The sequence below is a fragment of the Mesorhizobium sp. B1-1-7 genome (assembly GCF_006442705.1).
GTDB lineage: Bacteria > Pseudomonadota > Alphaproteobacteria > Rhizobiales > Rhizobiaceae > Mesorhizobium > Mesorhizobium opportunistum.
Map to the genome: position 1 here is coordinate 64,128 of NZ_VFWQ01000018.1, position 26,864 is coordinate 90,991.

Consider the following 26,864-nt stretch of genomic DNA (forward strand, 5'->3'; position numbering starts at 1 on the left):
TTGCCGGATCGACTTGCTTTTCGTAAATTCAGTCGCTAGGGAACTGCACACATTCGCGGCCGGTCCTCAGGATCGGATCGCTGGGTCGTTGAAAACACGGCCTGATGCGCGCCCGTAGCTCAGCTGGATAGAGCACCAGACTACGAATCTGGGGGTCAGGAGTTCGAATCTCTTCGGGCGCGCCATTCCAAACAGCTGAATCATTCAGTCGACTTATCAGGTGTGCGGTTACCGGCTTGATTTCAGATTCAGCCGATTTTGAACCGACGGCGGTTTCGCTGTCCAAAAAAACGGCATGGCCGAAGCGATCTGTGACTTACGGTTAGCCCCCGTCAGCTCACCTCGATGACGGTCATCAGTCCGCCGCCGCCCTTGTCCTCGACATTGTTGTTCGTCGTGTGGTGCGGGATATGGCAATGAATCAACCATTTGCCGGGGCGTTGCGCCCTCCAGACCACGTCGTAGCGCTGGCCGGGCCCGACATTGATGGTATCGGCAAGGAAGCGTGCGGCGGGAGGGATAGTCTCGCCGTCCCGGGCGACCACCTCGAACGGTCCACCATGGATGTGCATGGGGTGGATGAAGCCGTTGTTGGTGCCGATGAAACGCACCTTGAGCGTCTCGCCGACCTTCATGCGGATCGTGTCGGTCGCAGGGTACGCCTTGCCGTTGATGGTGAAGAAGTTGGGCATGCCGCCATCCATCGGCATCGACGGATAGGTCAGCCCCTCCCGCACCAGCCACTCTTGGAGCTCGATGACATAGTCGTGGTCCGCCGCCACTTCGTCGCCGGGGTTGGCGGGATCGATGATCAGCGCGCCATAGAGGCCGAGCGCCTGGGTCCGGTCTGGCTTGGCATGCGGATGGTAGAAGTAGGTGCCATGCTGGGTGGCCGTGAACTCGTAGGAATAGCTCTGTCCGGGCTCGATCGGCTTCTGCGTGATCTCGGCCGGCCCGTCCATCTGGTTAGGCAGGATCAGCCCGTGCCAATGCACCGTGGTTTCCTCCGGCAGGCCGTTGGTGACGTTGATGCGGACGCGGTCACCCTGGCGAAGATGGATGCGCGGCCCCGGGATCTGACCGTTATAGGCATAGGCGTCGACCGCGACGTCCGGCAGGATCTGCCAGCGCACCACCGAGGGCCTGAGTTCGAATACTTTGACGCCGTTTTCCATGCGGAACGGCAGATCCTGGTCGCCCCTGGCAGCCAAGCCGTAGGAAGCGGTGACGAGCCGCGGCGAGGTCGCCGCCATATCGCGCATGGCGTCCGCCGGCGTGTCGCGATCCATGATCATGCCTTGCGGCATGATCACACCGCCGACATCGCGGGCCGACAGTGCCAGGTTCAGCCAGTTCGCCGGCGCGGCCATGCCAAGCGCCAACGCGATCGCCGACACCACGCCGAGCGCGGCAATTTGCGGAGTGGTGGCGTCCGAGCGCATGCCATGGCCGGCGCTGCCCTTGCCGGAAGCCGATTTGTGTCCCTTCTGGTGATGCTCGTGCCCGCCAGCCGCGCCCTGATTTGGGCGCTCGGTCATCAGGCCATGCTTCAGGCCGCGCGCGACCAGCCAGACATTGGCGGGATAGGCAAGCGCGAAGCCGGCGATGACGCCGATCGACATCACGCCCCAAAACAGCAGCTCCGTCGGCTCCATGGCGCGCATGTCACGGCCCATCATGAGGAAGCTCATGACCGGTGCCATGCCGGCCATCATGAAATTCATCGAGATGAATTCCGGCAGGAAGCTCTTCCTCACATTCTCCCAATAGCTGCCGCCCATCATCGACTTCATGAACAGCGACTGGAAGATGAACAGGCCGAAGGCAAAGCCGGCGAGATATTCGACGATGAGATCGAGCCACATCGGCAGGCCGAGTGCCGCCGTGATGACGGCGGCCAGAATGATGCCCGTGGCATCGCCGGCGACACAATGGATAGTCGAGCCGACACCCTGCTTCCAAAGCGTGCGGGTGAAGGCCTCGTGCTCGCCGGGTCGCGGCTCCTTGTCGGCCAGCACATAAAGCAGCAGGCCGAGCGGACCCATATAGAGCGTCACCAGGATGAAGCCCCATTTCATCACCACCGGCTCGGGATTGTTGCGGTACTGGTCGAAGCCGACATAGAGGGTCGAAGCCAGGGCGAGCGTGAACCAGGCGACAAGAAAATAGTCGATCGGTTGGATGAGCATGGTCGGGCTTCTCGCGCTTGTCGATGAAACGGCCGGTTGTATCAGCCATTGGGGTGAACGCGGCCGAAGCCATTGCGATCCATCGGCTGGAAATTCCAAACGCCGAACCGTCGATCGCGCTTGACCTTCCCGCCACTGGAACGTTTAGCGTCGGCAAGTCGTATGGTGAGGCCCTTTCCCCCGACATAGAGGAGCGAAAATGCATCGACGCGGTTTTCTGGCGGCAGGCCTGGCAACGGTCCTGGCGAGCCCGCGCGCGCTGGCGCAGATGAAAATGGACGACATGTCCACCATGCCCGGCATGAGCGGCCACAATATGGACGCGGTGACGCAAGGCGCCACCATGCTGCCGGAGGGCGAAGCGTTGCGTGCGCTGCCGCTGCTTGCAAACGAGGCGGCCCGGCCCAGCGTGTTCAAGGCGAAGCTGACGGCGGAGGCCACTATTGCGCGCTTCGCCGAGGGGCTGGAAACGCCCATCCTCGCTTATAACGGGATGAGCCCGGGGCCGCTGATCGAGGCTTTCGAGGGCGACCGGGTCGAGGTCAGCTTCGCCAACCGAATCAACAGCGAGGCAAGCACCGTCCACTGGCACGGCATGCCCGTGCCGGCCGACCAGGACGGCAATCCTATGGACCCGGTGGCCGCGGGCGCCGATCGCGTCTACGCCTTCGACCTGCCGGAAGGCAGCGCCGGCTCCTACTGGTATCACCCCCATCCGCATGGCAGGACGGCCGAACAGGTCTATCGCGGCCTGGCCGGCGCCTTCGTGGTCAAATCGAAAGCCGACCCTGTTCCGGCCGAATATGGTGACACGGTGCTGATGTTGACCGATCTGCGGCTGGCCGCCGACGGCTTGATACCCGGCAACACCATGACCGACCTGATGAACGGCCGCGTCGGCGACCAGGTGCTGGTCAATGGCCAGAGGAACCCGAGGCTTGCCGTTGCAAAGGGCGACAGGCGGCGCCTGCGCCTCTACAACGCCACCAATGCGCGCTTCCTGAAGCTCGCCTTCGAAGGCGCGGCGATGACAATCGTGGGAACGGATGGCGGGCTCATCGAGGCGCCGGTGGCGGTGGACGAGATCCTGCTCAGCCCGGGCGAGCGGATCGAGCTGGTCGTCGCCTTCGACAGGCCTGGTCCCGCTACCCTGGGCACGCTGGACTATGATCGCGGCTGGATGGGCGCGGGCCGCCCGGCCGATGCTGGTCTGATGCTGCTGACGGTCGATGTCTCGGAAACGCCGGGGGCGGCGATGCCGCCGCTGCCCGCGCGATTGCGGCCGATCGCTCCGCTTTCCGCCCCTGCTGTCAGCCGGCGTCTCGTCTTCACCGAAATCATGGCGACGAACGCGACCGGCATGGAGATGGGCTTCCTGATCAACGGCAAGACCTTCGACATGGCGCGCATCGATATCGTCGCAAAAGCCGGCGAGACGGAGCTGTGGGAAATCGTCAATCAGGCCGACATGGACCATCCGTTCCATGTCCACGGCACGCAGTTCCAGGTGATCGAGCATGAGCGCGACGGCAAGGTCTCCAAGCCACCCTTCGTTGCGTGGAAAGACACCGTCAACGTGGCGCGTGGCGAGACGGTGCGGCTTCTGTTGCGCCAGGAGCAGCCCGGCCGGCGCATGTATCACTGCCACATCCTCGAGCACGAGCAACTCGGCATGATGGGCGTGCTCGACGTGCGGGCATGAAGACCCGCATACCGGCCGGAGCCGCGACGCTGGCGCTTGCCGGCTGGATGGTTCTCTGCTCATCCATGGCGCCGGCCTCGAGCGATGCGACCGTGGCCGCCCGCCAGGCCTCCATGAAGGCGATGGCGGGGGCGGCAAGAACCATCGCCGAGATGTTCGACGGCAAGCGCGAGTATAATGCCGGCGGGTTCAAGGCGGCGGCCGATGCGCTCAGCGCCCACACCAGCCCTGCCCTGTTCGCCGAATTCCCGGCCGGCACGCTGGGCGCGCCGTCTGGCGCCAGGGTGGAGATCGACCAGGCGAGGCCGGAATTCGAAGCGCTCGCCCGCCACATCGGCAAGCTCGCCTCGGCACTCGCGGCCAAAGCCGACAAAGCCCCGGCCGAAATCAGCGATGACATGCGGATGGGAGCGGGTCTGCCGATGGATGGCGGCAGCCTGCTCGGCAAGCGGCCGGAATCCGAGCAAGCCGATGCGGCCAAGCTGCCGGCGGAACATTTGCTGCATCTCATCCTGCAGGATTGTTCGGGTTGCCATTCGAAATTCCGGCAGAAGAAATGAGAGTCGGCTCGATCCTCACCGCTCGAGGCGCCAAATCTTTTTCGATGGACTATATGTTCGGCGCTAGCGGCCACTGCTGTCCAGCTGTGCGCGACGGAAACGAGCGGAGCTGATTGAGCCATGACGTCCACCAACATCAAGCGCGCTTTAGTCACCGGCGCCGGAGCCGCCGACGGCATCGGCTTTGCCATTGCCCGGCAACTCGGCCATGCGGGCCATGCCGTGTTCCTGACCGGCGCCAGCGCACGCGTCCTCGATCGCGCGGCGGAGCTCCGCGCCGAGGGCATCGACGCCAACGCGGCGGTCGCCGATCTCACCAGCGCAGCGGAGGTCGAGCGGCTGCGGGCAACCGCCGGCGCGGTCGACATCCTGGTCAACAATGCCGGCATGGGCTCATTGGCATCGCCGTCGGTCGACAAAGCGTTTCTCGCCATGACCGAAGCCGACTGGGACCGAGGCATCGACGTCAGCCTGAAGACCGCCTTCCTGGTCACCCGCGCATTTCTGCCGGCGATGATCGAGGCGGGCTACGGGCGCATCGTCAATGTGGCGTCGGTCACCGGGCCGCTGGTGTCGTTCGAGGGCACATCTGCCTATTCCGCCGCCAAGGCCGGCATGGTCGGCCTGATGCGCACGCTAGCGCTCGAAGTGGCCAGAAGCGGCATCACGGTCAATGCCGTGGCTCCCGGCTGGATCGAAACCGGTGCGTCGAGCGAGATGGAGCGGATGGCGGCCCTGCAAACACCGCCAGCGCGGGCCGGAAGGCCCGATGAGGTTGCTGCGGCGGTCGCGTTCCTGGCATCGGAAGGCGCCAGCTATGTCAACGGCGCCCTGCTGGTGGTCGACGGCGGCAACAGCCTGCAGGAGCGCAAGGGCTGAAGCCGTCCAACGCGTCGGGTGCGAGAATTCAGCCTTTGACTGAGCTTTTGCCTGCCCCCGGCGCTTCCGGCCTGAGATAGACGGCCAAGCAGCAGCAACAGATCGCCAAGCCCGCGACTGGATATTTCAGGGCGACCAGCCCCGCCAGCGCGAATAGGCAGAGCGTCGCGAGCGACCGGATGCGCATGCGCTTGCGCACCGCGAGCGGAACCGCGTTCTCCGGCATCGGGTCGATGAGTTCGCGGATCAGAAGAATGTAGGTCAGGTTCACCAGGAAGAAGACGGCGGCATAGAAGGCGACCGGCTGCGGCGCCAGCTCGCTGACCGCCATCCACGCGGTCGCCAGCGGCAGCAGCGAAACCGAGAACAGATGCGCGAAATTGTACCACATCAGGCTGGCTGTCGCCTCCCTGGCGTGGCGTAACAGATGATGATGGTTCGCCCAGACGATGGCGATGAAGAGATAGCTGACGCTGTAGCTCAGCCATGTCGGCCAGAGCTCCAGAAGCGCCTTGAACGTCGGCAACTCCGGCGGGCGCAAGTCGAGGACCAGCACCGTGATGAGGACGGCGAACACGCCATCCGAAAATGCGCTCAACCGATCGAGCCCTGTCGAGGGAAGCACTGGACCGTCCTCGTCGCAGTTCGTGAGACATATAGTAGTGCCGTCGATAGCAATATCCATGGCCGCTCGGACCATCTGACGCCGCCACCAGCGCCACTCAGGACGCCTTGGCCAGAAAACTCTGGTAGTCCGATTTCGCCTGCAGCAGGCGCAGCACATTGTCGCGCGAGCCCCTTACGTGGGCGCGGGCCAGCGTGCCGGCTCGGGCGGCATCGCCGGCGCAGATCGCCTCGACGATCTCGGCATGCTCGTCGCAGGCGATCTTCCATTCGTCGAGCCACAACAGCTCGGTCCAGACATAGTGCTGGCACTTGTCGAGGATGCCGCACAGCATGCCGTGCAGCATCGCATTGCCGCTGATTTCGGCGATGACGCGGTGCAGGTCGATGCCGACTTCGAGCTCTTGTTCCGTCCTGAACGTCGTCACAGGCTATTGACGATGCAATAAAATGCGGATTTTATGATACGTGGATACAAAAATACTTTCTAGGTGCCCCCATGCCAGCAGCCTTTTCGGCAGAGCCACAGATGCCCGCCACCGCGGAGGAAGAGGCGTACAGGCACGTTCAGAGAGCCCTTCGCCTCGGCCGCTACAAACCGGGCGACAGGCTTATTCCGGAGGAGATTGCCGCCGAGATCGGCATGAGTCGAATGCCGGTGCGGGAAGCCTTTCGGCGCCTGGCCTCCGACGGGCTGGTGGTTTTGCGGCCCAATCGGGGATGCGTGGTCGCAGGCCTGACGGTCGAAGAGCTTTACGAGATTTTCGAAATTCGGTCGGTTCTGGAGGGACTGGCCGTAAGGCTGGCGATGCCCCGGATCGATGAGGAGGAGTTCGAGGAATTCGAGCGCCTGCTCGAGCGCATGGAACGCGCGGGCCAGAGCGGAAGCAGCGACTGGGTGGTCCGCCACCAGGAATTCCATGGCCGTATCTGTGCGCTAAGCCGGAGGCCCAAGCTTATCCACCAGATAGCGGCGCTGCATGTGGTGATAGAGCCCTACATGCGCATCTGGTTCGACGACTGCGACAAGCCGCATTCTGCGCGCGAGGAGCATGCCGCCGTGATCGCGGCCTTGCGTTCAGGCGACGAACTTCAAGCGGAAAAGGTGATGCAGGATCACATTCTCAGCACAGCACCGATGCTGGCCGAGTTCGTGAGTCCGAGCCGGTGACGAACGCCGGCCGGACAGGAATGGCCTCGAACCGGCAATGCGGCCGGACGTAGGAACAGCTCGATCAGCCTATCAAAAAAAGGGGAACCACATGAAAGTTTGTCGTTTGGCCGCCGTTGCGGCCGCACTTAGCATGTTCGGCTTCATGCACACCGCATTGGCCGAGGACGCGCCCAAGGCCATAACCATCGCCACGGAGGGTGCCTACGCTCCGTGGAACTTCACCAACGCGGACGGCAAGCTCGACGGACTGGAGATCGAGCTCGCCAACAATCTTTGCGAGCGGATGAAGGTCAAATGCACCATCATCGCTCAGGACTGGGACGGACTTATTCCTTCGCTGAAGGTCGGCAAGTTCGATGTGATCATGGCCAGCATGTTCATCACGCCGAAACGCCTCGAGACCATCGACTTCACCCAGCCTTATGCGATCGACCCGGGCGGGTTCGCAGCCGCCAAGGATAGCGATCTGGGGAAGCTCGGCGCTTCGACCGAGAAATTCAAACTGGACGACGAGGCTGCTTCCCAGGCCGCGGTCGACAAGTTGAAGCCCCTGCTGAAGGGCAAGGTGGTCGGTGTCCAGGCGGCCACCGCCATGCTCGAATTTGTCAAGAAATACTTCGGCGACACGGTGGAGATCCGCGAGTACAAGACGACCGAGCAGCACGATCTCGATCTGGCCGCAGGCCGCATCGATGCAATATTCGCTCAGAAGACAGCACTCGCCGCGACGCTCGCAAAACCCGAATTCTCGGGCTTCACGGTTGCAGGTCCGGGCTTTGTCGGCGGCCTGTTCGGCGCCGGAACGGGTGCGGGACTCAGGAAGGAAGACGCCAAGCTCAAGGAAATGCTGAACGACGCGATCAGCGCCGCCATTGCAGACGGGACCATTAAACGCATCTCGGAAAAATGGGTGAAAACGGACGTGACGCCGGTCAAGTAGCCACGTGTATTCTGTCCGGCCGGTTGGCATCAACCGATCGGCCGGATGCCGTGCTGAACGATCAGGTTTCACATGACGGACACACTCCATATCCTTTCCTTGGGCAAGGGCGGCTGGGGCGGAGCCTTGCTGCTGGCAGCCGGCGTCACATTTGCGCTGTCAGTCCTCGGCTTCCTGCTCGGCGCTCTCTTCGGCGCGATTGCAGCAGGAGGCCGGCTCTCCACGAGAGCTTTGCCGTCATGGGTCGCCAAGGGCTATGGCACGGTGTTCAGGGGTGTGCCCGATCTGTTGACGATCTACCTGCTCTACTACGGCGGCAGCATAGCATTGACTGAGATCGGCAAATTCTTCGGCAGCGCAGGCTTCGTCGGGCTGCCGACATTTGCGACCGGCGTCCTGGCGATCGGTATCATTTCGGGCGCCTATCAAGCCGAGGTCTATCGCGGAGCATATCTCGCCGTCGATCTCGGCCAGTTTGAGGCTAGCAAGGCGCTCGGCCTGTCACGGTTCCAATCGCTGCGTCTCGTCATCGTGCCTCAACTGATGCGGCACGCCCTGCCGGGTCTCGGAAATGTCTGGCAGCTCGTGCTCAAGGATTCGGCCTTGATCTCCGTGATCGGCTTGGTGGAATTGATGCGGCAATCTCAGATCGGCGCGGGATCGATGCGGGAGCCCTTCGTCTTCTACGTAGCAGCCGCGACGCTGTATTTCCTCATCGCTGCCGTGACCGGATCGGTCTTCCGCTACGGCGAGGCACGGGCGTGGCGAGGCATGGTCCACGCATGATCGACTTGGCCTTCTTTGTAGAGATCATTCCCACCCTTCTCTCCGGCTTGCCGTTGACCTTGCAACTTGCGGGGTTGTCGATCGGAATAGGCTTTGCCTTGGCCCTGTTGCTCGCACTGGCGCAGCAGGGAAACCATCGGATGCTGGTCTGGCCCATACGCTCCTTCGTTGCCGTCTTTCGCGGCACGCCATTGCTCGTCCAGATATTCCTCATCTATTACGGCCTCGGCCAGTTCCGCCCCACACTTCAGGCAGTGGGGCTCTGGTGGCTGTTTCGCGAGCCCTATTGGTGCGCCATCATAGCGCTCAGTCTCAATACCGCCGCCTATGGCAGCGAAATCCTGCGGGGTGCGATACAGGGTGTGCCGCGCGGCCTTGTCGAGGCGGCCTCTGCCTTCGGCATGACACGGCTCCAGACCCTGCGCCTCGTCGTTTTGCCTTTGGCGCTGCGCCAAGCCATACCGAGCTACAGCAACGAGATCATCCTCATGGTGAAGGGTACGTCGCTTGCATCGATCGTCACCCTGATGGAAGTAACCGGCATCGCCCAGGGGCTTATTTCGCAGACCTATCGCGCCGTAGAGGTTTTCGTGGCCGCGGGCGCAATCTATCTCACCATCAATTTCACGATCATCTCGGCACTGAACGCGCTGGAAACCTGGCTAACGCCTTATCGGGCCCGAGCCTGACATGCGTCTGGCGCAACGAGGAGAATTGGCAATGCGCAGTGTCGAGAAGCCGAAGCGATCCGTTGCCGTGTCGTGTTACGCCATGGCGGCAACGTGGCATCCATCAGACCAGGGGATACAAAGACAGAATGCGTGATTTCCAGTTTCCCGGCCGCTCGCCGGTTCGTGCCACGCAAGCGATGGCCGCGACATCGCATCCGCTTGCGACCCTTGCCGCGATCGACATGCTGCGCGCCGGCGGCAATGCCATGGACGCCGCCGTCTGCGCCGCCGCCGTGCAGGGCGTGGTCGAGCCGCAGTCGACCGGCATTGGCGGCGATTGCTTTGTGCTCTACTGCCCGAAGGGGCAAGGCGACGTGCTGGCCTTCAACGGTTCGGGCCGCGCCCCTGCGGGCGCCACCGTCGACTGGTATCTCGACAAGGGCTTCGACGAGCTTCCGAAGCAGGGACCGCACGCGGTGACCGTGCCGGGCGCCGTCGATGCCTGGAGCCGGCTTTTGGAGGACCATGGCCGCAAGAGCCTGGCCGAGGCGCTGGCGCCGGCCATCCACTATGCCGAGAACGGCTATGTCGTGCATGATCGCGTCGCCTTCGACTGGGCCGAGCCGGAGACTGACCTGTCGGCCGACGAACACGCCGCGCGCATCTTCCTGCCGGGCGGCCGGGCGCCGAAGGCCGGCGACATCCACCGCCAGCCGGAACTGGCGGCCACCTTGCGGACAATCGCCAGGCACGGCCGTGCCGGCTTCTACGAAGGCGCGGTCGCCGACGACATGGTGCGCCGGCTCAATGAACTGGGCGGGCTGCATTCGCACGAGGATTTCGCCGCGACCAAGGGCGACTATGTGGCGCCGGTCAGCACCGCCTATGGCGGCTACGATATCCACCAGATGCCGCCGAACAATCAGGGGCTGACGGCTCTGCTCATGCTGAACGTGCTGTCGGGCTTCAAGCTCGGCGGGCTCGACCCCAATGGCGCCGAGCGGCTGCATCTGGAAATCGAGGCCGGGCGCCTGGCATACCAGGATCGCGACCGCTACGTCGGCGACCAGGACCAGGTTCATGTGCCCACAAAACAGCTCCTTTCCGGCGCCTATGCCGACCGGCTGCGCGCCGAGATCGACCGGGACCGCGCCATGACGCATCTGCCGCGCCTGGACCTGCCGGGCAGCGACACGGTCTACATCTCGATCGTCGACCGCGACCGCAACGCCGTCTCCTTCATCAACTCGACCTATTATTCGTTCGGCAGCGGCGTCGTCGGTCCGAAGAGCGGGGTCGTGCTGCAGAACCGTGGCTCGAGCTTCCGCCTCGACCCGGCGCATCCGAACGCCATCGCGCCCGGCAAGCGGCCGATGCACACGATCATGCCCGGCATGGCGACCAGGAACGGCCGCGTGGTGATGCCGTTCGGCGTCATGGGCGGGGGCTACCAGCCATTCGGGCATGTGCATCTTTTGACCAACATGATCGATTTCGGCATGGACCCGCAGCAGGCGCTCGACGCGCCAAGGGTGTTCTATAATGACGGCATGGTGGAGGCTGAACGCAACGTTCCGGCCGAGGCGCTCGAAGGGTTGCGCCGGCGCAGCCATCGCTTAGCCGAGCCGCAGCATCCGCTTGGCGGCGGACAGGCGGTGCTGATCGACTGGGAGAAAGGCACGCTCACCGGCGCCTCCGATCCGCGTAAGGATGGGATGGCGCTTGGATATTGAGGTGGAGAATCACATTCCAAGAGTTGGCGCTGCCCCCCACCTGCCTGCCGGCATCCTCTCCCGTATAGTGACGGGGAGAGGGGCGCTGTTGTCGATGGTTTCGCCAATCGCCAAGGTTGAAAAGAAAGACCGAGTTGCGGCCAGCCCTTTCTCCCCGTCGCTATACGGGGAGAAATGCCCGGCAGGGTAATGAGGGGCGGCGCCACCGTCTGTTGGGCTTCCATCGCCAGTCGTTTGAAACATAGTTGGTGACCATGAGCACGAATTCAAAAGACCTTTCCCGCCGCCTCGCCGCCGGCACCGATGATGCTCCGGCAATCCTGGCGCCGGACAGGGCTACACTCACCCATGGCGGGCTGCGCAGCCTGATCAAGGCCACGGCCGAGCGGCTGCATGCGCTCGGCATCGGGCGCGGCGACCGGGTGGCGATCGTGCTGCCTAACGGGCCGGAGATGGCCACAGCCTTCGTCGCGGTGGCCGCCACCGCCTCGACGGCGCCGCTCAATCCCGCCTATCGCCCGGACGAGCTCGATTTTTATCTCACCGACATCGGCGCCAAGGCTATCCTTGTTGCCGAAAACGAGGCCGGCCCTGCGGTTGCGGTGGCCGAGCGGCTCGGCATCGGCATGCTCAGGCTTGTTGTTTCGCCGGCTGCCGGCATTTTCACCATCGAGGGCGCGGCTATCGGTCCGCAGGCGACGCCTGACATGGCGGGGGATGGCGACATCGCGCTTCTGCTGCACACGTCGGGCACGACATCGCGTCCAAAGCTGGTGCCGCTCAGCCATGCCAACATCGCGGCCTCGGCAGCCCATATCGGGGCGACGCTTGGCCTGACGGCCGACGACCGCTGCCTCAACATCATGCCGCTGTTCCACATCCATGGGCTGATCGCGGCCGTGCTGTCGTCGCTGGCATCGGGCGGCAGCATCTACTGCACGCCGGGCTTCAATGCACTGCGCTTCTTCCAGTGGCTGGGCGAGGCGCGGCCAAGCTGGTACACGGCGGTGCCGACCATGCACCAGGCGATCCTGGCCCGGGCGGCGCGCAACACCGAGGCGCTGGCGGGCGCGCGCCTGCGCTTCATCCGCTCGTCCTCGGCATCGCTGCCGGCGCGAGTGATGGCCGAACTCGAAGCGACCTTCGGCTGTCCGGTGATCGAATCCTACGGGATGACCGAAGCCGCGCACCAGATGGCGTCGAACCGGCTGCCGCCGGGCCTGCGCAAGCCGGGCAGCGTCGGCGCCGGCGCCGGTCCGGAAGTAGCAGTGATGGCGCCGGACGGCCGGCTGCTCAAGGCCGGCGAGACCGGCGAGATCGTCATTCGCGGACCCAATGTGACGGCGGGCTACGAGAAGAACCCGGAGGCCAACGCCACGGCCTTCGCGCATGGCTGGTTCCACACCGGCGACCAGGGCGTGCTCGACGAGGATAGCTATCTCCGGGTCACCGGCCGGCTCAAGGAAATCATCAACCGCGGCGGCGAGAAAATCTCGCCGCTCGAGGTCGACGACGTGCTGATGGATCATCCGGCGGTGGCGCAGGTGGTCACCTTCGCCATGCCGCATGACAAGCTTGGCGAGGAGGTGGCCGCGGCCGTGGTGCTGCGCGAAGGCATGGGCGCCACTGAAAACGATATCCGCACCTATGCCGCGACACGGCTCGCCGACTTCAAGGTGCCGCGCAAGGTCGTGATCCTGGACGAGATCCCCAAGGGCGCGACCGGCAAGCTGCAGCGCATCGGCCTCGCCGCCAAGCTCGGGCTTTGGCGATGAAGATCACCATCTTCGGCGCCGGCGCGATCGGCGGCTATCTCGCCGCCAAGCTGGCGATCGCCGGCCGCACCGATCTGTCGATCGTCGCGCGCGGCGCCCATCTCGAAGCGATCAAGGCAGATGGCCTGCGCCTGATCGAGGATGGCCAAGAAACGCTAGCGCCTGTCCGGGCCGCCGCCAAGGCCGAGGAGCTCGGCGTGCAGGATACTGTGGTGCTGGCCTTGAAGGCCCATTCGCTGACCCCTGCCCTGGACCAGATCGCGCCGCTGCTTGGGCCGAAAACATCGGTCGTCACCATGCAGAACGGCGTGCCGTGGTGGTACTTCCATGGGGTGAGGGGGCCGCTCGAGGGCACCAGGCTGAACGCGGTCGATCCCGGCGGTGCGATCTGGCAGCGGATTGGGCCGCAGCGCGTCATCGGCGCGGTCGTCTATCCTGCCGTCGAGGTCGACGCGCCCGGTCTCATCCGCCATGTCGAGGGCAAGCGCTTCTCGCTCGGCGAGCCCTCCGGCGAGCGCAGCGAACGAGTGACGCTGCTGGCCGAGGAAATGGTCAAGGCCGGGCTGCAGGCGCCGGTGCGCGACGACATCCGCAGCGAAATCTGGGTGAAGCTGTGGGGCAACCTCTCCTTCAACCCGATCTCGGCGCTGACCGGCAGCACGCTGGCCGCGATCGTCGCCGACGAGGGCACCCGCGCGCTTGCCCGCACCATGATGCTGGAGGCGCAGGCGATCGGCGAAAGCCTCGGCGTGCGCTTTCCGATCGGGGTCGACCGCCGCATCAAGGGTGCGGGCGATGTCGGCGACCACAAGACGTCGATGCTGCAGGATCTGGAGCGCGGCCGCCCGATGGAGATCGACGCGCTGGTAAGCGCGGTGCAGGAGCTTGGCCGGCTAACGGACAAGCCGACACCGACCGTCGACGCGGTGCTGGCGCTGGTGCGGCGGCTGGCGTTGGAGCGCGGGTGTTATGGGTGACGGCTTTTGCGAGTTGAGCATTGGCGCAACGGGTCTGACGATGATGCACGGTGGCCGCTTCGGTGATGGCATCAGCCGCCACGTCTTGAACTCAAAGCCGACCTCCACTGTTGAGACTGTGAACAGCGATCAAAGCTAGTGATGGCCAGGGGATAGATCGAGCCGCAACCTATGGTGGCGGCGTCGGTGTCGGAGTTGGTGTCAGCGTTGGCGTTGGCGTCGGTGTCGGAGTTGGTGTCGGTGTCGGAGTTGGAGTTGGAGTTGGTGTCGGCGTCGGCGTTGGTGTTGGTGTTGGCGTCGGTGTTGATGTCGGAGCTGGAGTTGGAGTCAGGCTTGGAGGCGTCGTTCCATGGGAACGTGACAAAGCAGTTGCCGCCGCCAAATGGTGCGGCAAAATATGTGACTTAGCTAGCGTGGGCCGGGCATAGGTGCGTTTCACGTGGCGTCCCCAAATATCGGCGGTGATGATAGCACCGCCCCATCCTATCGCAATGTACCATTAATTCTCAGTCCATCCTGTCCGTCGACTTCCCATTTGAGCAGGTTGATGCGTCGAAACGAACCAGGATCGAAGGTCCGCTATTAACAATGACAGTTCCCAGCCCTCGAAAGAGGCTTTCATCTAATGCTGCATATTTCTCCCGTTCCACCGTGCCGATGGCGATGTGAGTGATACCGTATTTTGTCAAGATTCTGCAGGCATTGGCGGGCGTTTTCGACGAGTAGAAGCTTGCAACGTCCTCGGCTCGAATGACCGTCGCACCATAGTCGCCGCGCCAGAGCCATTCGTGATTTTGCCAACCCATAACAGTGGGCACACCACTCATAGCCGAGAGCCTGCCAGCGTCGGTGTAGCTATCGCCCGAAGCTTCAACAAGCAGGATCCGCTGACCGGCTCCCTGAGCTCTCAGCCAATCCAGCAATGGCCGATCGGCGGCACGATCTCGATATATGGAGCCAAGGCCGTCCAGTGTCAGCGCATTTGAGGCTAGAGCCTTGCCGATACCAGCATGGGTAGCCCAGAAGTAGGACAATGTCGCGAATAGCGGAATGGCCAGGACCGCTGCCAAGGCCCCCATCTTGAGGCCACCCCTGCTCAGCAGAAGTCCGATCAAAAGCACGCTTGCCAGCATCGCCACTGGTTGGGCGGCGAAGCTGAACTTGAACATGGTGTTTGCGCGAACATATTCGCCGCCATAAATGTCCTCGACGTAGACTAGCTCAGGCAAGGCGACCAGCAGCAACGCCAGGGCGGCCAACATTGCGGCACTTTTCCAAGCCGCATCATCACGCGCCCAAAGGAATAGCCCGGTCAGAAGTACCAGGCAGGGGACGGCCACGTGGCCGTAGACGATCGCGAGTTGCCAAATCGGTGTATGTGCTTTGGCGAGCCTAAGGTTGGAGGCGAACGGCTTGAAGGCGGCGAGAAAGGGACTTGCCAATAGGCAAGCAATGGCAATCACCGCGACGCCTCGCAACACCAACCAGGTCAAACTTTTTGCGTCGATCTGGCTCGGCTGCAGCCATATGAACAAACCAGCGAGCCCCATCAGCATGCCATATGAGACCGCGTCCCAACTATTTGTCATGGCGCTGACCGCGAACAGGAAACCGAGAGCCAATATCTCGGCTGGACTGGCACCTGCAGAGGATCGGTCAGCGAGGCGTCGCCCGACAAGGCGAAAAAGTATCAAGAGAATAAGCAAGCCGGCAGGCAGGTTCAGCAAATGCGCATGCAGGTCGCCCACGGTAAAACCGTAGGCGGGCATTTCCGTAAACACCTTATCGGTCGTTGGAGGGTCGAAACCCACATAACGCGTCGAATCGGGGAAGCGAAATTCCCTGCCTAGTGTCGTCGGGGAGAGCCCGCGGAGTGGACCATAAAGAACGCTGTGGAAGTTTCCCCCAAGGGTGACAAGCGCTGCTGCGGAAACAGCTAGTGCCATGGAGATTGCCGGCTTGGCCGGCCGCAGCCCGTCCCGAACGATGCAAAACGCCATGATTGCAGTGAAGGCGAAGAGCACGCCGATCATGAGGTTGTAGCCGTGGTCGGATGGTACCCCGGAAAGTTTTGTCAGCCAGGCTGCCGCGACATGGCCGAAGTAGTAGTAATTGATCGGCTCGCCCGCCCACCATGGGTCGGGCGGAGGCATATAGTCGGCTCGCAATGCGGCGTTGACGAAGCCGAAGTCCATGAACTTTTCCAGGTTCCTGATATCGGGATTCTCTGCACGCAGTGTGACGCCGGCAAAATAAACAAGAAAGAAAACCATCTCCCATCGCAGGACGTCGCGTAGCCTTGGCATCGTCTTGCTCCCAAGGGAACAGAGAGCGGAAATTGTCGCCAAGGAAGCCAGGCCGACAACGACGCCGGAGCGCTCAAACGAGATCAGCTTGAAAGCGCTGAGGAGCCAGGCCATGTACGTGCAGATCAACCAACCGAGAATCTTGCCCGTGAAGTAGTGCGTTGCTGTCTCGCCGGGAAAAAGTCGCCCTGTAATCGGCACAGCGAGTAAACCGGTGACCAAAATGGCGAGCCACATTGCGACAAGGGATTCCAAGCTCGCTGGATCAAGCATGGCCGCGTGAGCTGGTTCGGAAAAAGAAAATGTCAGCGACGGCTTTGGCACAGAGGCTCGCAAGGCGCCTCAAGTTCAACGAGGACGGCCCATGGGGACGGTCGCGGTACGCTACACTCACTTGCAGGACACGAATATCAGTTCGCTGCAGCGCACGAGCGGCCAACAATGCCGACGGAATAACGGATCCGGTGCGCATCCTATCGAAAGCCTCGTGCCAAACCTGACGTCCGAGAAGCTTATAAGGGGCATTCGCATCCTTCGCAGCCAATCCGAACTTGGCAGCCAGCAGCAACCGCAACGAGTTCGATACGATCATGCGATGCAGCGGATCTGCTCGCGGCCATCGGCATCCAAGGAGCACGTCGCAATCCGCCATCATCCGCCAGTGCACTGCGAAATCCTCCAGCGACACCTGTCGATCGCTGTCGAGCAGGAGAAGGTAGCCTCCGGTTGCCTTTCTCACGCCATTACTCAGGGCTTGGCCATGACCGGCGTTGGCTTGGTGCACAGCAACAACCTCCGGGTGCCGAGACGCCAAAGCTGCCAGGATCGTCTGGGTTTGATCAGTGCTCCCGTCGTTGACGACGATGATTTCCAGATCGGGCACGACAGACGCCACGTGCTTCAGAACCTCGTCGACGGCGTCGGCGAGGTTACTTTGCTCGTTGTAGGCGGGAAGAACGACCGAGAGGGCGGGCATGTTTTGTGGGGACCAGTTCTGTCCCACCACTACACTGTGTTAGCCTTGAGCGGCAATTGCCCTTTGTCCCGCAATCGCAACGCCCCTTCCTTGGGGTGGACTAATCAACCAGCTGGAGTGTCGTGAACTTTCCAGCGATGGTTTGGAATACATTCGGCAATTTGCTGGGATCGTTGACAGCATAGTAGTCAGCCGGATTTGTCGCGCATTTGCCGTAAAGTGTCCGGTTCGCGGCCGTGTCGGATTGCAGGGTAATGGTGTAGATCTGAACCTGCTGCGCCTTCAATTTATCGCAAACGTCGAGCGTCCATCTATCCACGGAGCGTGCGGCGTCTGTCTGGTTACTCGTCCCGAACCGGCCAGACGAAAGGTAGCCATAGGAAGTGTAGTCCGACTTTTCCGGTTCGGCGCTCGCTCCGTAAACGACATTCTCGCCGTCGGTGAGCAGAACGACGATTTTGCTCGTATTCGGAGTCTTCCAGGGCGCGCCGTCGGTGTACGGCGGGGCCGGTGAAAGCACCCGCATGCCCCAGGAGAGCCCTTCGGAGACATTGGTGCCAGACCCGTTCCACTCTTGCATCTGGGCAGCAGCCGTCCGCAACTTGTCCAGGTCAGCGGTCAGCGGCACGACCGGAGTCGGGCAGGCCCGGTTGGGGCCGACTGTCAGAGGGGCATATTTGTCGTTGATCTTTTTCGCCTTGGGGTTTTCATACTTGGCGATCTTTTTATCTTTTCCCTTGGTGTCCGTGCCGTCCTGAACGTCATCGGAAAGATAGGAGTTGTTGTAGACCTTGGCGTCGTTGCCATAGCTCGACGATGGACCGGTTGCATCACCGGGGTCATCTGGAGCGAAATAGGGCACGAACAAGGTGTTGGCGTCAGCTTGATCCGGCGCTACGTCAGAAATGGCAGCGCTTCCAGGGCGCGCCTCGACGCAGCCCTTCCATCCCGTCCCTTGCCAACCGGTTCCCTGTGCCAGGTCCCTGAACAGGTCCATGTGATTTACACGCTTGCCGTCGGGCAGCAGGGGAAAATTCGCGCCGTTGTTGGGCGATTTGCCTGCCATGTCGATCCATGACGGGTCAAATTTGTCGCCATTTACGTTGACAGCGGTAACGAAGGGCACAATCGCGGCGGTCACCTTCCGATCAGGTGACTTTGCTCCATCCAGATTATCAAGAAGTACCTTGGTAGCGTCCCTGAGAGCCTTGATTTTGGCACCGGCCATGGAGCCCGTATTGTCCAGCACGAGCACGACTTCGAGGTTGTTCGTCGCTTCTACACCACCGGCATCCACTTCGATGTGCTGGTTGTCGCCGAACAGGAAAGCAAAATAGAGTTTCACGTCCGCGGAAGCGATGGCCTTGGTCTTGACGTAGTTGAAACCCTTGTCGACCGACAGGGTCAATTTCGCGTTGGTGAGTTCCGGGTGATTTGCGACGTTGGCCTGGAAATAGCCATCAAATGCAAGTCTGCGGGCCGCTTCGTCGTCCGACAGGTGCGACGAGGATAGGGTCGCGGCGTCCAAAGAGTTCTGCAGGTTGACCTTTGCTCGCATGACGCTGGATACGTCCGCTGCAAAACCGACGGCCGCCAGGATCGCAGGCGCCGCCAACGCAAACAGCAACGCGAAATTGCCGCTTTCCGACCGCCAGAACTTATTGATGACCATGACCCGCCCCTCGACTGATACGGCATATGATCGAGTGTTGGTTTACGGGCGGTTGATTTATCAGCACTCGCGCATGTGACGATAGACTTGGTAAATTAAGTTCTGAGGAGACCGAACGTCTTTTCGACGCGGAATGGACGGATGTGCCGTGGCGAGCGCAGCTGCTCGGACCGTTCAATCGCGCGCGGTCGATCTGGTGCCCTTCAGCCCTTCCCGGTCCGCCCGAGCCCCCGCGCATAGAGCTCTCCCACAATACCACGCCGAAAAATCAGCACGCAGACCATGAAGATCAGCCCGGTGGCGATGGTCACCGGGAAGCCGGAGGTGGCAAGCGTGTTTTCCAGTCCGACCACAAGGCTGGCGCCGATGACCGGCCCAACCATCGTGCCGATGCCGCCCAGAAGCGTCATCAGGATCACCTCGCCCGACATCTGCCAGGTGACGTCGGTAAGCGTGGCGAACTGGAAGACGATGGCCTTGAGGGAGCCCGCCAGCCCGGCCAGCGCCGCAGACATGACGAAAGCGGCGAGTTTGTAGCTGGCGACGGAATAGCCCAGCGAGATGGCGCGGCCCTCGTTTTCGCGGATCGAGCGCAGGATCATGCCAAAGGGCGAATTGACGATGCGCCAGACGGCGAAGACGCCGACCAGGAATACCGCCAGCACGAAATAGTACATATTCAGCGAGACGTTCAGGTCGAGGACGCCGAGCAGCACGCCACGCGGCACGCCCTGAATGCCGTCCTCACCTTCGGTGAAGGGCGCCTGCACGCAGAAGAAGAAGAACATCTGCGACAGCGCCAGCGTGATCATGGCGAAATAGATGCCTTGCCTTCGAATGGCGAAGAACCCCATGACGAGGCCAAGCAGCGCGGCGCCTGTCATGCCGAGCAGGATGCCCGCCTCCGGCGGCCAGCCCCAGACCTTGACGGCATGGGCGGTAAAGTAGGCGGCGCCGCCAAAGAAGGTGGCGTGGCCAAACGACAGCAGGCCGGTGTAGCCGAGCAGCAGATTGAACGCGCAGGCAAACAGCGCGAAGCAGAGCATCTTCATCAGGAAAACCGGGTAGACGAGGAAGGGCGCCACCAGCAGCCCCAGTATGCCGAGCCCAACCAGCGTCCATTCGAGCCATGCCGGGGTTTTTCCGGCCGATGTCTCGCGAAGCGTCAGTTCGGCCATCTCGGATGTCCCTTCCGCATGTCAGGCGTCCTTTCCGAACAGGCCGGCCGGCCGGACCAGAAGCACGATCGCCATGATGACGAAGACCACGAGGTTGGAGGCCTCGGGGTAGAAGACCTTGGTCAGCCCTTCGGCAAGGCCAAGCATGTAGCCGGTGACGATCGCGCCGAGGATCGATCCCATGCCGCCGACCACGACCACAGCGAAGACGACGATGATGAGATCCGACCCCATCAGCGGGCTCACCTGATAGATCGGCGCCGCCAGAATTCCGGCAAGCCCGGCAAGGGCGGAGCCGAGGCCATAGGTGAGGGTCAGCAGCAGCGGCACGTTGACGCCGAAGGCCTGGACGAGACGGGGATTCTCGGTTGCCGCGCGCAGATAGGAACCGAGCCTGGTCTTCTCGATCAGCGCCCAGGTTCCGAAACAGACGATCAGCGAGGCGACGACCACCCAGCCGCGATAATTGGGCAGGAACATGAAACCGAGATTGGTGCCTCCCGAAAGCAGCGGCGGCACGGCGTAGGCATTTCCCGACACGCCGTAATAGTAGCGGAATACGCCTTCGAGCACGAGCGCGAGGCCGAAGGTGAAGAGCAGGCCGTAGAGCGGATCGGTGTCGTAAAGCCGCGACAGCGCCAGGCGCTCGACGACGACGCCGAAGACGCCGACGATAAGCGGTGCAAGGACCAGCGCCGGCCAGTAGCCGATGCCGAGATAGGTGAGCAGCAGATAGCCGACGAAGGCGCCCAGCATGTACTGGGCGCCATGGGCGAAATTGATGACGCGCAGCAGGCCGAAAATGACAGCCAGCCCCAGGCTCAGCATGGCGTAGAAGGAGCCGTTGATCAGCCCGACCAGCAATTGGCCGAGGAATGCCTGGACGGGAATTCCGAAGATCATCGTCATGGCGTCCTCATACACCCAGAACGTCGTGGAGCAGGCTCATGCGGTTCGCCAGCTCGCCGGTCGGGAACCCGGCGACGACCTTGCCGTGCTCCATCAGATAGAAACGATCCGCGACACGGCTGGCGAAGCGGAAATTCTGCTCGACCAGCAGGATCGTCATGCCGCGCTTTTTCAGCGTCGCCAGCAGCTCGCCGATGCGCTGCACGATGACGGGAGCAAGGCCCTCGGTCGGCTCGTCGAGAAGCAGCATCTTCACGCCGGTTCGCAGCATGCGCGCGATCGCCAGCATCTGCTGTTCGCCGCCCGACAGCCGCGTGCCGGGGCTGTTGCGCCGCTCCTTCAGATTGGGGAAGAGATCGAATATCTCCTCGACGCTCATGCCGCCCTTGGCAACGACCGGCGGCAGCACCAGGTTCTCGTCGACCGTCAGCGTGGCGAAGATGCCACGCTCCTCCGGCACGAAGCCGATGCCCTGATGCGCGGTCTTGTGGAGCGGCAGCCGCATCAGGTCCGCGCCGTCGAAAACGACCTTGCCGGTTCGCTTGCGGATCAGCCCCATGATGGCGCGCAGCGTCGTCGTCTTGCCGACGCCGTTGCGGCCGAGCAGCGTGACCGTCTCGCCGGCAAACACTTCCAGATCGACGCCGTGCAGCGCATGGCCCTCGCCGTACCAGGCGTTGAGGCCGCGGACCGCAAGCAGGGGTGCGGCACTAGTCATCGGCGGTGCCCATATAGGCGACCTTCACCCGCTCGTCGCGGCTGACGGTGGCGTAGTCGCCGGCCGCAAGCACCTCGCCGCGCTGCATGACGGTTATCCAGTCGCAGAGATCGGCCACGACCGTCAGATTGTGCTCGACCATCAGCACCGCGCGGTCGCCCGCCACCGAACGGATGAGGTCGGAAACCGTGGCCACGTCCTCATGCCCCATGCCGGCCATCGGCTCGTCCAGCAGCAGCACCTTCGGATCGAGCGCCAGCGTCGTGGCGATCTCGAGCACGCGTTTCCTGCCATAGGAGAGATCGCCGGCCAGCCTGTTCCTGGCATCGTCGAGACCGACGGAGCGCAACAGCTCCATCGCACGCGGCGTCAACCGGTCGAGTGCCGCCAGCGAGCGCCAGAACTGGACGCCAAGCCCACCCGGTCGCTGCAGCGCGACGCGCACGTTGTCGAGCACGCTGAGATGCGGAAAGATCGCCGATATCTGGAACGAGCGCACCAGCCCCATCCGCGCCACTCTCGCCGGCGAGGTGCGGGTGATGTCGTGGCCGAGCAGTTCGATCCTGCCGCTGGTCGGCGCCAGGAACTTGGTCAGCAGGTTGAAAACGGTGGTCTTGCCGGCGCCGTTGGGTCCGATCAGGGCGTGGATGTTGCCATAGCGGACATCGAGGTCGACGTTCTTGACGGCGACGAAGCCGGCGAAATCGCGCCGCAGCCCGCGAGCGGAAAGCACGACAGGCGGCTCGTTTCCGTTGGGGTCGGGCGGCGCCATGGCCGCGCCGATCACTGGGCCGCCGTTGGACAGCCGCTTTCCTTCTCGCTCAGGAAGGCCTCCTTGCCGGGGATGGTGGCGAGGTATTTGTAATAGTCCCAGTCCTTGCTGCTCTCGCTGGGCGCCTTGACCTGGTAGAGATACATGTCATGAACCATGTTGCCGTCCGCCTGCACCTTGCCATTGGTCATCACGGCGTCGTCCACCGGCAGCGAATGCAATTGCTTGGCGACGGCCTCGGTCTCGTCGGTGCCGGCCTTGTCGATCGCCTTCAGATACTGCGTCACCGCCGAGTAGGTCGCGGCCTGGATCATGTTCGGCATGCGGTTGGTGCGCTTGAAGAAGCGCTGCCCGAACGCGCGGCTCTTGTCGTCGCGATCCCAGTAGTAGCCCTCGGTCAGCACGACGCCCTGCGCGGCCTGGAGACCCAGCCCATGCACCTCGGCCAGCGTGAACAGAAGGGCCGCAAGGCGCTGGCCGCCCTGGACGATGCCGAATTCGGCCGCCTGCTTGATGGAATTGGAGGTGTCGAGGCCGGCATTCGCCAGTCCGACCACCTTGGCGCCCGAAGACTGCGCCTGCAGCAGGAAGGATGAATAGTCGGTCGCCCCCAGGGGATAGCGCACTTCGCCCAACACCTTGCCGCCATGGGCTTCGACGAACTTGGCGGTCTGCTCCTTGAGCGAATAGCCGAAGGCATAGTCGACGGTGACGAAGAACCAGCTGTCGCCGCCCTGCTGCACCAGAGAGCCGCCGGTTCCCACCGCCTGCGAATGGGTGTCGTAGGCCCAGTGGAAACCGTAGGGCGAGCACTGCTTGCCGGTGAGTTCGGTGGTCGCCGCGCCGGTGACGATGTCGATCTTCTTCTTTTCCTTGGAAATGCCCTGGACGGCGAGAGCGACCGAAGAGGTCGTCAGCTCCATGATGGCATCGACCTGTTCGGTGTCATACCACTGCCGCGCGATGTTGGAGGCGATGTCCGGCTTGTTCTGGTGATCGGCGCTGATGATCTCGATCGGCGCGCCTTGCACCTTGCCGCCGAAATCCTCGACCGCCATCTTGGCGGCCTCGACCGACCACTTGCCGCCGAAATCGGCATAGACGCCGGACTGGTCGTTAAGGATGCCGATCTTGACCTTGCCATCGGAAATTTCGGCGGCCGAGGCCGGGATCGCCGATGCGGCGAGAAATGCGGCAGAAACGAAATAGCATGCCTTCATGGTATTTCCTCCCATTACGATGAATCCGGCCGCCCCCTACGATCGATCATCTTCAAAGCAATAAACATGAGGAAAATGGGATGATCGGCAAGGGGCCGTTGCCGATTTCATGTCCGAAGCGGCGCACTTCGGTGGCAAAAAGCCACCCATGAGCGCGCCGGAGATGGAACACAACCGTGTGAACCGCCTGGCAGTTTGCCGGAGCCCCGGTCGGCCATGGGTGTCCGCCGCCGGATCGGCAAACGCCTCAGTCCTCGGCGACGACGCGATGGCCGTTGCCGAGATCGGCTTCACTCCGTCGTGTGCTGTGCTTCACATACATCTGGCTCGAATCCACGGATTACTGAGGCGGAGTTGAGAACCGTGGAGCAGTAGCCACGCCCCAGATGCGAGCGAGGGGGCAAGAGGAGCAGCTATGACAGCAATTCAAACATTTGAGGCGGCCCAGGCAAGCCTGTGTGCTTTTGATATCGATCCTGACAGCCCACCCGCCTTCATTGCGGCGGATATCGAGATCGCGATTATCGATGATCGATCGCTGATGTGCGACTGCCTGGCAAGAGGCCTTGCGGAAATCGAACCGGCATTTCGTTTCCAGCACTTCTCGAGCATCGAAACCTTCGACGCGGCAGACCTGGAGGAGACCCAACGGATCTCGACGGTGCTGATGTGCGCCGTGTGGTCAAACTCCGAGGCAGACCACCATCTTGCCCGGATCGCCCACCTCAAGGCTACCAGACCCTGGGTGAGCACCATCATCCTGGCCGATATCGAAAATTTCGACGATGTTCACAAAGCGATCGACAATGGCGCATGCGGCTATGTTCCGACGAGCGTCAGCCTGCAAATCGCAGCCAAGGCAATTCATCTCGTCGCGGCAGGGGGAATTTTCATCCCGCCAAGTGTGCTTTTCCAATCGGCGAAAAACGCCAGGGACGGCCACCAGGCCACCAAATCGCAGGCGCAAGAAGACAATTTTTTCACGTCGCGCCAGATTTCGGTCATCGAAGCGCTGCGTCGCGGGAAAGCGAACAAGATCATCGCCTATGAACTCAACATGTGCGAGAGCACGGTCAAGGTGCATGTTCGCAATATCATGAAAAAACTTCGCGCCCGGAACCGGACAGAGGTGGCCTATATCCTGAATACGCCGCCTTATGAGGGTCTCGTCAAGAATTGACCGGCGACGACAATTTCACTCACCGATCCGAACTTCCGGCGGCAACAAGATGTCCGCCACCGACATCGCTCAGGATCAGTTTTCGTGGCGCCTCGCCGATCTTGCGGGTCGCGCTCGGGATTTCCTGGTCGAGGCGGGCGAAGCGGCTTCTGCGCTGCGCCGGGTCGGGCACCGGCACGGCTTCGATCAGGCGTTTCGTATAGGGGTGGCGCGGGTTGGAGAAGACCTGGTCGCGCGTGCCCATCTCGACGATCTGGCCGAGATACATGACGGCGACGCGGTCGGAGATGTTCTCGACCACCGCCATGTCGTGCGAGATGAAGAGATAGGCGACGCCGAATTCGCGCTGCAATTCCTTCAACAAATCGAGCACGCGCGCCTGCACCGAGACGTCGAGCGCCGACACGCTTTCGTCGGCGATGATCAGTTTCGGTCGCAAGGCGAGCGCCCTGGCAATGCAGACACGCTGGCGCTGGCCGCCCGAGAATTCATGCGGATAGAGCTCCATCTGGTCTGATGACAGGCCGACGCGCGCGAACAGCGCCGCCACCCGGTCCAGGCGCTCTTCCTTCGTAGCGATGCCGTGGATGACAAGGGGCTCGGCGACGAGGTCGCCGACACGCATGCGCGGATCGAGCGAGGCGAAGGGATCCTGGAAGATCATCTGCACGTCGCGGCGCACCGCCTTGCGCTCGTCGCGGCCTAAGCCCGACAGATTGCGCCCGCCAATGACGATGTCGCCGCTGTACGGCACCAGCCCGGCCAGCGCCTTGGCGGTGGTCGACTTGCCGCAGCCGGATTCGCCGACCAGCGCCAGCGTCTCGTTGGGCGCGATCGAGAAGCTGACGCCCTCGACGGCATGAACGCGACGGGTGACCTGGCCGAAGAACCCACCGCGCAAATCGAAGCGGACATGCAGGTCGTTGACCACAGCGACGTCGGCCGGCTTCGCCACCTCGACATCCCTGGATTGTTGGCGGCCGATACCGCTGCCGATGCGCGGCACGGCGGCGAGCAGCTCGCGCGTGTAGTCGGCTTGCGGGCGGGCGAAGATGTCCGATGTCTTGCCCTCCTCGACCATGCGGCCATGCCGCATGATGATGACGCGGTCGGCCATTTCGGCGACCACGCCCATGTCGTGGGTGATCAGGATGACGCTGGTGCCATGCTGTCGCTGCAGGTCGCGCAGCAGTTCCAGCACCTCGCCCTGCACGGTGACGTCGAGTGCCGTCGTCGGCTCGTCGGCGATAAGCACGTCGGGCTCGAGCGCCAGCGCCATGGCGATCATCACCCGCTGCCGCATGCCGCCGGAGAGCTCGTGCGGAAATTGCTTTAGCCGGCTTTCGGCTTCCGAAATGCGCACCGCCTTCAGCGCCTCGACGGCGCGCTGGCGGGCCTCGGCCTGCGACAGGCTGGTGTGCGCCTCGATGGATTCGGTGAGCTGCCGGCCGATCGACAGCACCGGGTTGAGCGAGGTCATCGGCTCCTGGAAAATCATGGCGATGCGGTCGCCACGAATGCGGCGCATCTGGCGCTCGTCGAGGGTTGCAAGATCGGTGTCGCCCATATCCCCTCCACGAAGCCGGATTTTGCCTGACGCTATGCGCGCGGCAGGCTGTGGCAAAAGCTGCATGATCGCCAGCGCGGTCATCGATTTGCCGGAGCCGGATTCGCCGGCAATGCACAGCGTCTCGCCCCGCGAAAGCGTCAGCGACAGGTTGGAGACGACGTCGCGCTCGCCATCCTCGCCGCGCACGCTGACCGAGAGATTGGCGATGTCGAGGATTATTTCGGGGTTTGAGGTCATTGGGAGTGTAGCCCGGGGAGGAGTTTACTCCGGCACACCCCCCTCTGGCCTGCCGGCCATCTCCCCCGCAAGGGGGGAGATCGATGATCACTCCGGCTTTCGCCAATCACCACCGC

23 protein-coding genes and 1 tRNA gene are annotated in these 26,864 nt (G+C 62.8%); 12 read left to right on the forward strand and 12 right to left on the reverse strand.

All coding sequences use genetic code 11. The annotated features are described in order from the left end of the window. The first annotated feature begins 108 nt into the window (after positions 1-108). A tRNA-Arg gene (locus FJ978_RS26705) sits at positions 109-185 on the forward strand. Between the two features lie 147 nt (positions 186-332). On the opposite strand, the gene FJ978_RS26710 is transcribed toward FJ978_RS26705, so the two are convergent. Then, positions 333-2,189, reverse strand: coding sequence for a DUF4396 domain-containing protein (locus FJ978_RS26710; protein WP_140575348.1), 1,857 nt, complete (start codon positions 2,187-2,189; stop codon positions 333-335). A 199-nt stretch (positions 2,190-2,388) separates the two neighbouring features. On the opposite strand from FJ978_RS26710, the gene FJ978_RS26715 reads away from it, so the two are divergent. The 3 genes from FJ978_RS26715 (at position 2,389) to FJ978_RS26725 (ending at position 5,330) form a co-directional block, all read left to right on the forward strand. Beyond that, on the forward strand, positions 2,389-3,891 hold the full coding sequence (locus FJ978_RS26715) for a multicopper oxidase family protein (protein ID WP_140575351.1): 1,503 nt from the start codon (positions 2,389-2,391) through the stop codon (positions 3,889-3,891). Then, positions 3,888-4,451 carry a cytochrome c gene (locus tag FJ978_RS26720; protein ID WP_140575354.1) on the forward strand — a complete coding sequence of 188 codons (564 nt, stop codon included), beginning with the start codon at positions 3,888-3,890 and terminating at the stop codon, positions 4,449-4,451. Before FJ978_RS26715 ends, FJ978_RS26720 begins: the two co-directional genes overlap by 4 nt. Positions 4,452-4,571: 120 nt before the next feature. Then, the gene (locus tag FJ978_RS26725; protein ID WP_140575356.1) at positions 4,572-5,330 is read left to right on the forward strand and encodes an SDR family NAD(P)-dependent oxidoreductase; all 759 of its coding nucleotides are present in this window, start codon (positions 4,572-4,574) and stop codon (positions 5,328-5,330) included. Between the two features lie 28 nt (positions 5,331-5,358). On the opposite strand, the gene FJ978_RS26730 is transcribed toward FJ978_RS26725, so the two are convergent. Further along, positions 5,359-5,955 (reverse strand): TMEM175 family protein, encoded by a 597-nt coding sequence (locus FJ978_RS26730; protein ID WP_140575359.1) that lies wholly within the window; start codon positions 5,953-5,955, stop codon positions 5,359-5,361. A 97-nt stretch (positions 5,956-6,052) separates the two neighbouring features. Beyond that, on the reverse strand, positions 6,053-6,382 hold the full coding sequence (locus tag FJ978_RS26735; RefSeq protein ID WP_246678212.1) for an FCD domain-containing protein: 330 nt from the start codon (positions 6,380-6,382) through the stop codon (positions 6,053-6,055). Between the two features lie 101 nt (positions 6,383-6,483). Between FJ978_RS26735 and FJ978_RS26740 the strand changes: the two genes are divergently transcribed. The 7 genes from FJ978_RS26740 (at position 6,484) to FJ978_RS26775 (ending at position 14,010) form a co-directional block, all read left to right on the forward strand. Continuing rightward, a complete protein-coding gene (locus FJ978_RS26740) occupies positions 6,484-7,125 on the forward strand; it encodes a GntR family transcriptional regulator (RefSeq protein ID WP_246678213.1) in 642 nt (213 codons plus the stop codon). A gap of 91 nt (positions 7,126-7,216) precedes the next feature. Next, positions 7,217-8,068, forward strand: a complete 852-nt coding sequence (locus FJ978_RS26745) for a transporter substrate-binding domain-containing protein (protein ID WP_013891900.1) — start codon at positions 7,217-7,219, stop codon at positions 8,066-8,068. Positions 8,069-8,140: 72 nt separating this feature from the next. After that, complete coding sequence (locus tag FJ978_RS26750) at positions 8,141-8,854, forward strand: ABC transporter permease subunit (protein WP_140575365.1); 714 nt, start codon at positions 8,141-8,143, stop codon at positions 8,852-8,854. Continuing rightward, positions 8,851-9,543, forward strand: coding sequence for an ABC transporter permease (locus tag FJ978_RS26755; RefSeq protein WP_140575368.1), 693 nt, complete (start codon positions 8,851-8,853; stop codon positions 9,541-9,543). The genes FJ978_RS26750 and FJ978_RS26755 overlap by 4 nt, the downstream gene beginning before the upstream one ends. Before the next feature lie 128 nt (positions 9,544-9,671). Next, positions 9,672-11,258, forward strand: coding sequence for a gamma-glutamyltransferase (gene ggt / locus FJ978_RS26760; RefSeq protein ID WP_140575370.1), 1,587 nt, complete (start codon positions 9,672-9,674; stop codon positions 11,256-11,258). Positions 11,259-11,512: 254 nt separating this feature from the next. Then, on the forward strand, positions 11,513-13,033 hold the full coding sequence (locus FJ978_RS26770) for an acyl--CoA ligase (protein ID WP_140575373.1): 1,521 nt from the start codon (positions 11,513-11,515) through the stop codon (positions 13,031-13,033). Continuing rightward, positions 13,030-14,010 carry a 2-dehydropantoate 2-reductase gene (locus FJ978_RS26775; RefSeq protein WP_140575376.1) on the forward strand — a complete coding sequence of 327 codons (981 nt, stop codon included), beginning with the start codon at positions 13,030-13,032 and terminating at the stop codon, positions 14,008-14,010. Before FJ978_RS26770 ends, FJ978_RS26775 begins: the two co-directional genes overlap by 4 nt. Before the next feature lie 506 nt (positions 14,011-14,516). Here the strand turns inward: FJ978_RS26775 and FJ978_RS26785 are convergent. From FJ978_RS26785 to FJ978_RS26820, 8 genes are all read right to left on the reverse strand, one after another. Continuing rightward, positions 14,517-16,553 carry a DUF2298 domain-containing protein gene (locus tag FJ978_RS26785; protein ID WP_181176855.1) on the reverse strand — a complete coding sequence of 679 codons (2,037 nt, stop codon included), beginning with the start codon at positions 16,551-16,553 and terminating at the stop codon, positions 14,517-14,519. A gap of 28 nt (positions 16,554-16,581) precedes the next feature. Next, entirely contained in the window at positions 16,582-17,292 is a 711-nt protein-coding gene (locus FJ978_RS26790) for a glycosyltransferase family 2 protein (RefSeq protein ID WP_140575384.1), read from the reverse strand. A gap of 100 nt (positions 17,293-17,392) precedes the next feature. Further along, positions 17,393-18,964: a pilus assembly protein gene (locus FJ978_RS26795; protein WP_140575386.1), complete on the reverse strand. Its 1,572-nt coding sequence runs from the start codon at positions 18,962-18,964 to the stop codon at positions 17,393-17,395. Between the two features lie 203 nt (positions 18,965-19,167). Next, positions 19,168-20,142 carry a branched-chain amino acid ABC transporter permease gene (locus tag FJ978_RS26800; RefSeq protein ID WP_140575390.1) on the reverse strand — a complete coding sequence of 325 codons (975 nt, stop codon included), beginning with the start codon at positions 20,140-20,142 and terminating at the stop codon, positions 19,168-19,170. A 21-nt stretch (positions 20,143-20,163) separates the two neighbouring features. Beyond that, positions 20,164-21,051: a branched-chain amino acid ABC transporter permease gene (locus tag FJ978_RS26805; protein WP_140575393.1), complete on the reverse strand. Its 888-nt coding sequence runs from the start codon at positions 21,049-21,051 to the stop codon at positions 20,164-20,166. A gap of 7 nt (positions 21,052-21,058) precedes the next feature. Beyond that, positions 21,059-21,769 (reverse strand): ABC transporter ATP-binding protein, encoded by a 711-nt coding sequence (locus tag FJ978_RS26810; RefSeq protein WP_140575396.1) that lies wholly within the window; start codon positions 21,767-21,769, stop codon positions 21,059-21,061. Further along, positions 21,762-22,541 (reverse strand): ABC transporter ATP-binding protein, encoded by a 780-nt coding sequence (locus FJ978_RS26815; RefSeq protein WP_140575399.1) that lies wholly within the window; start codon positions 22,539-22,541, stop codon positions 21,762-21,764. The genes FJ978_RS26810 and FJ978_RS26815 overlap by 8 nt, the downstream gene beginning before the upstream one ends. Positions 22,542-22,552: 11 nt before the next feature. After that, complete coding sequence (locus FJ978_RS26820) at positions 22,553-23,761, reverse strand: ABC transporter substrate-binding protein (protein WP_140575401.1); 1,209 nt, start codon at positions 23,759-23,761, stop codon at positions 22,553-22,555. A 415-nt stretch (positions 23,762-24,176) separates the two neighbouring features. Here FJ978_RS26820 and FJ978_RS26825 point away from each other — a divergent pair, with 415 nt between their 5' ends. Then, positions 24,177-24,941, forward strand: coding sequence for a response regulator transcription factor (locus tag FJ978_RS26825; RefSeq protein WP_140575404.1), 765 nt, complete (start codon positions 24,177-24,179; stop codon positions 24,939-24,941). A 19-nt stretch (positions 24,942-24,960) separates the two neighbouring features. Here the strand turns inward: FJ978_RS26825 and FJ978_RS26830 are convergent, their stop codons facing one another. Further along, the gene (locus FJ978_RS26830) at positions 24,961-26,748 is read right to left on the reverse strand and encodes an ABC transporter ATP-binding protein (RefSeq protein ID WP_140575407.1); all 1,788 of its coding nucleotides are present in this window, start codon (positions 26,746-26,748) and stop codon (positions 24,961-24,963) included. Positions 26,749-26,864: the final 116 nt, after the last annotated feature.

Bases quoted from the DNA above. Each gene is read 5' to 3' on its own strand.
- FJ978_RS26710 (WP_140575348.1), bottom strand. From the start codon at position 2,189: ATGCTCATCCAACCGATCGACTATTTTCTTGTCGCCTGGTTCACGCTC.
- FJ978_RS26715 (WP_140575351.1), top strand. From the start codon at position 2,389: ATGCATCGACGCGGTTTTCTGGCGGCAGGCCTGGCAACGGTCCTGGCG.
- FJ978_RS26720 (WP_140575354.1), top strand. From the start codon at position 3,888: ATGAAGACCCGCATACCGGCCGGAGCCGCGACGCTGGCGCTTGCCGGC.
- FJ978_RS26725 (WP_140575356.1), top strand. From the start codon at position 4,572: ATGACGTCCACCAACATCAAGCGCGCTTTAGTCACCGGCGCCGGAGCC.
- FJ978_RS26740 (WP_246678213.1), top strand. From the start codon at position 6,484: ATGCCCGCCACCGCGGAGGAAGAGGCGTACAGGCACGTTCAGAGAGCC.
- FJ978_RS26745 (WP_013891900.1), top strand. From the start codon at position 7,217: ATGAAAGTTTGTCGTTTGGCCGCCGTTGCGGCCGCACTTAGCATGTTC.
- FJ978_RS26750 (WP_140575365.1), top strand. From the start codon at position 8,141: ATGACGGACACACTCCATATCCTTTCCTTGGGCAAGGGCGGCTGGGGC.
- FJ978_RS26755 (WP_140575368.1), top strand. From the start codon at position 8,851: ATGATCGACTTGGCCTTCTTTGTAGAGATCATTCCCACCCTTCTCTCC.
- ggt (WP_140575370.1), top strand. From the start codon at position 9,672: ATGCGTGATTTCCAGTTTCCCGGCCGCTCGCCGGTTCGTGCCACGCAA.
- FJ978_RS26770 (WP_140575373.1), top strand. From the start codon at position 11,513: ATGAGCACGAATTCAAAAGACCTTTCCCGCCGCCTCGCCGCCGGCACC.
- FJ978_RS26775 (WP_140575376.1), top strand. From the start codon at position 13,030: ATGAAGATCACCATCTTCGGCGCCGGCGCGATCGGCGGCTATCTCGCC.
- FJ978_RS26785 (WP_181176855.1), bottom strand. From the start codon at position 16,553: ATGTGGCTCGCCATTTTGGTCACCGGTTTACTCGCTGTGCCGATTACA.
- FJ978_RS26790 (WP_140575384.1), bottom strand. From the start codon at position 17,292: ATGCCCGCCCTCTCGGTCGTTCTTCCCGCCTACAACGAGCAAAGTAAC.
- FJ978_RS26795 (WP_140575386.1), bottom strand. From the start codon at position 18,964: ATGGTCATCAATAAGTTCTGGCGGTCGGAAAGCGGCAATTTCGCGTTG.
- FJ978_RS26800 (WP_140575390.1), bottom strand. From the start codon at position 20,142: ATGGCCGAACTGACGCTTCGCGAGACATCGGCCGGAAAAACCCCGGCA.
- FJ978_RS26805 (WP_140575393.1), bottom strand. From the start codon at position 21,051: ATGACGATGATCTTCGGAATTCCCGTCCAGGCATTCCTCGGCCAATTG.
- FJ978_RS26810 (WP_140575396.1), bottom strand. From the start codon at position 21,769: ATGACTAGTGCCGCACCCCTGCTTGCGGTCCGCGGCCTCAACGCCTGG.
- FJ978_RS26815 (WP_140575399.1), bottom strand. From the start codon at position 22,541: ATGGCGCCGCCCGACCCCAACGGAAACGAGCCGCCTGTCGTGCTTTCC.
- FJ978_RS26820 (WP_140575401.1), bottom strand. From the start codon at position 23,761: ATGAAGGCATGCTATTTCGTTTCTGCCGCATTTCTCGCCGCATCGGCG.
- FJ978_RS26825 (WP_140575404.1), top strand. From the start codon at position 24,177: ATGACAGCAATTCAAACATTTGAGGCGGCCCAGGCAAGCCTGTGTGCT.
- FJ978_RS26830 (WP_140575407.1), bottom strand. From the start codon at position 26,748: ATGACCTCAAACCCCGAAATAATCCTCGACATCGCCAATCTCTCGGTC.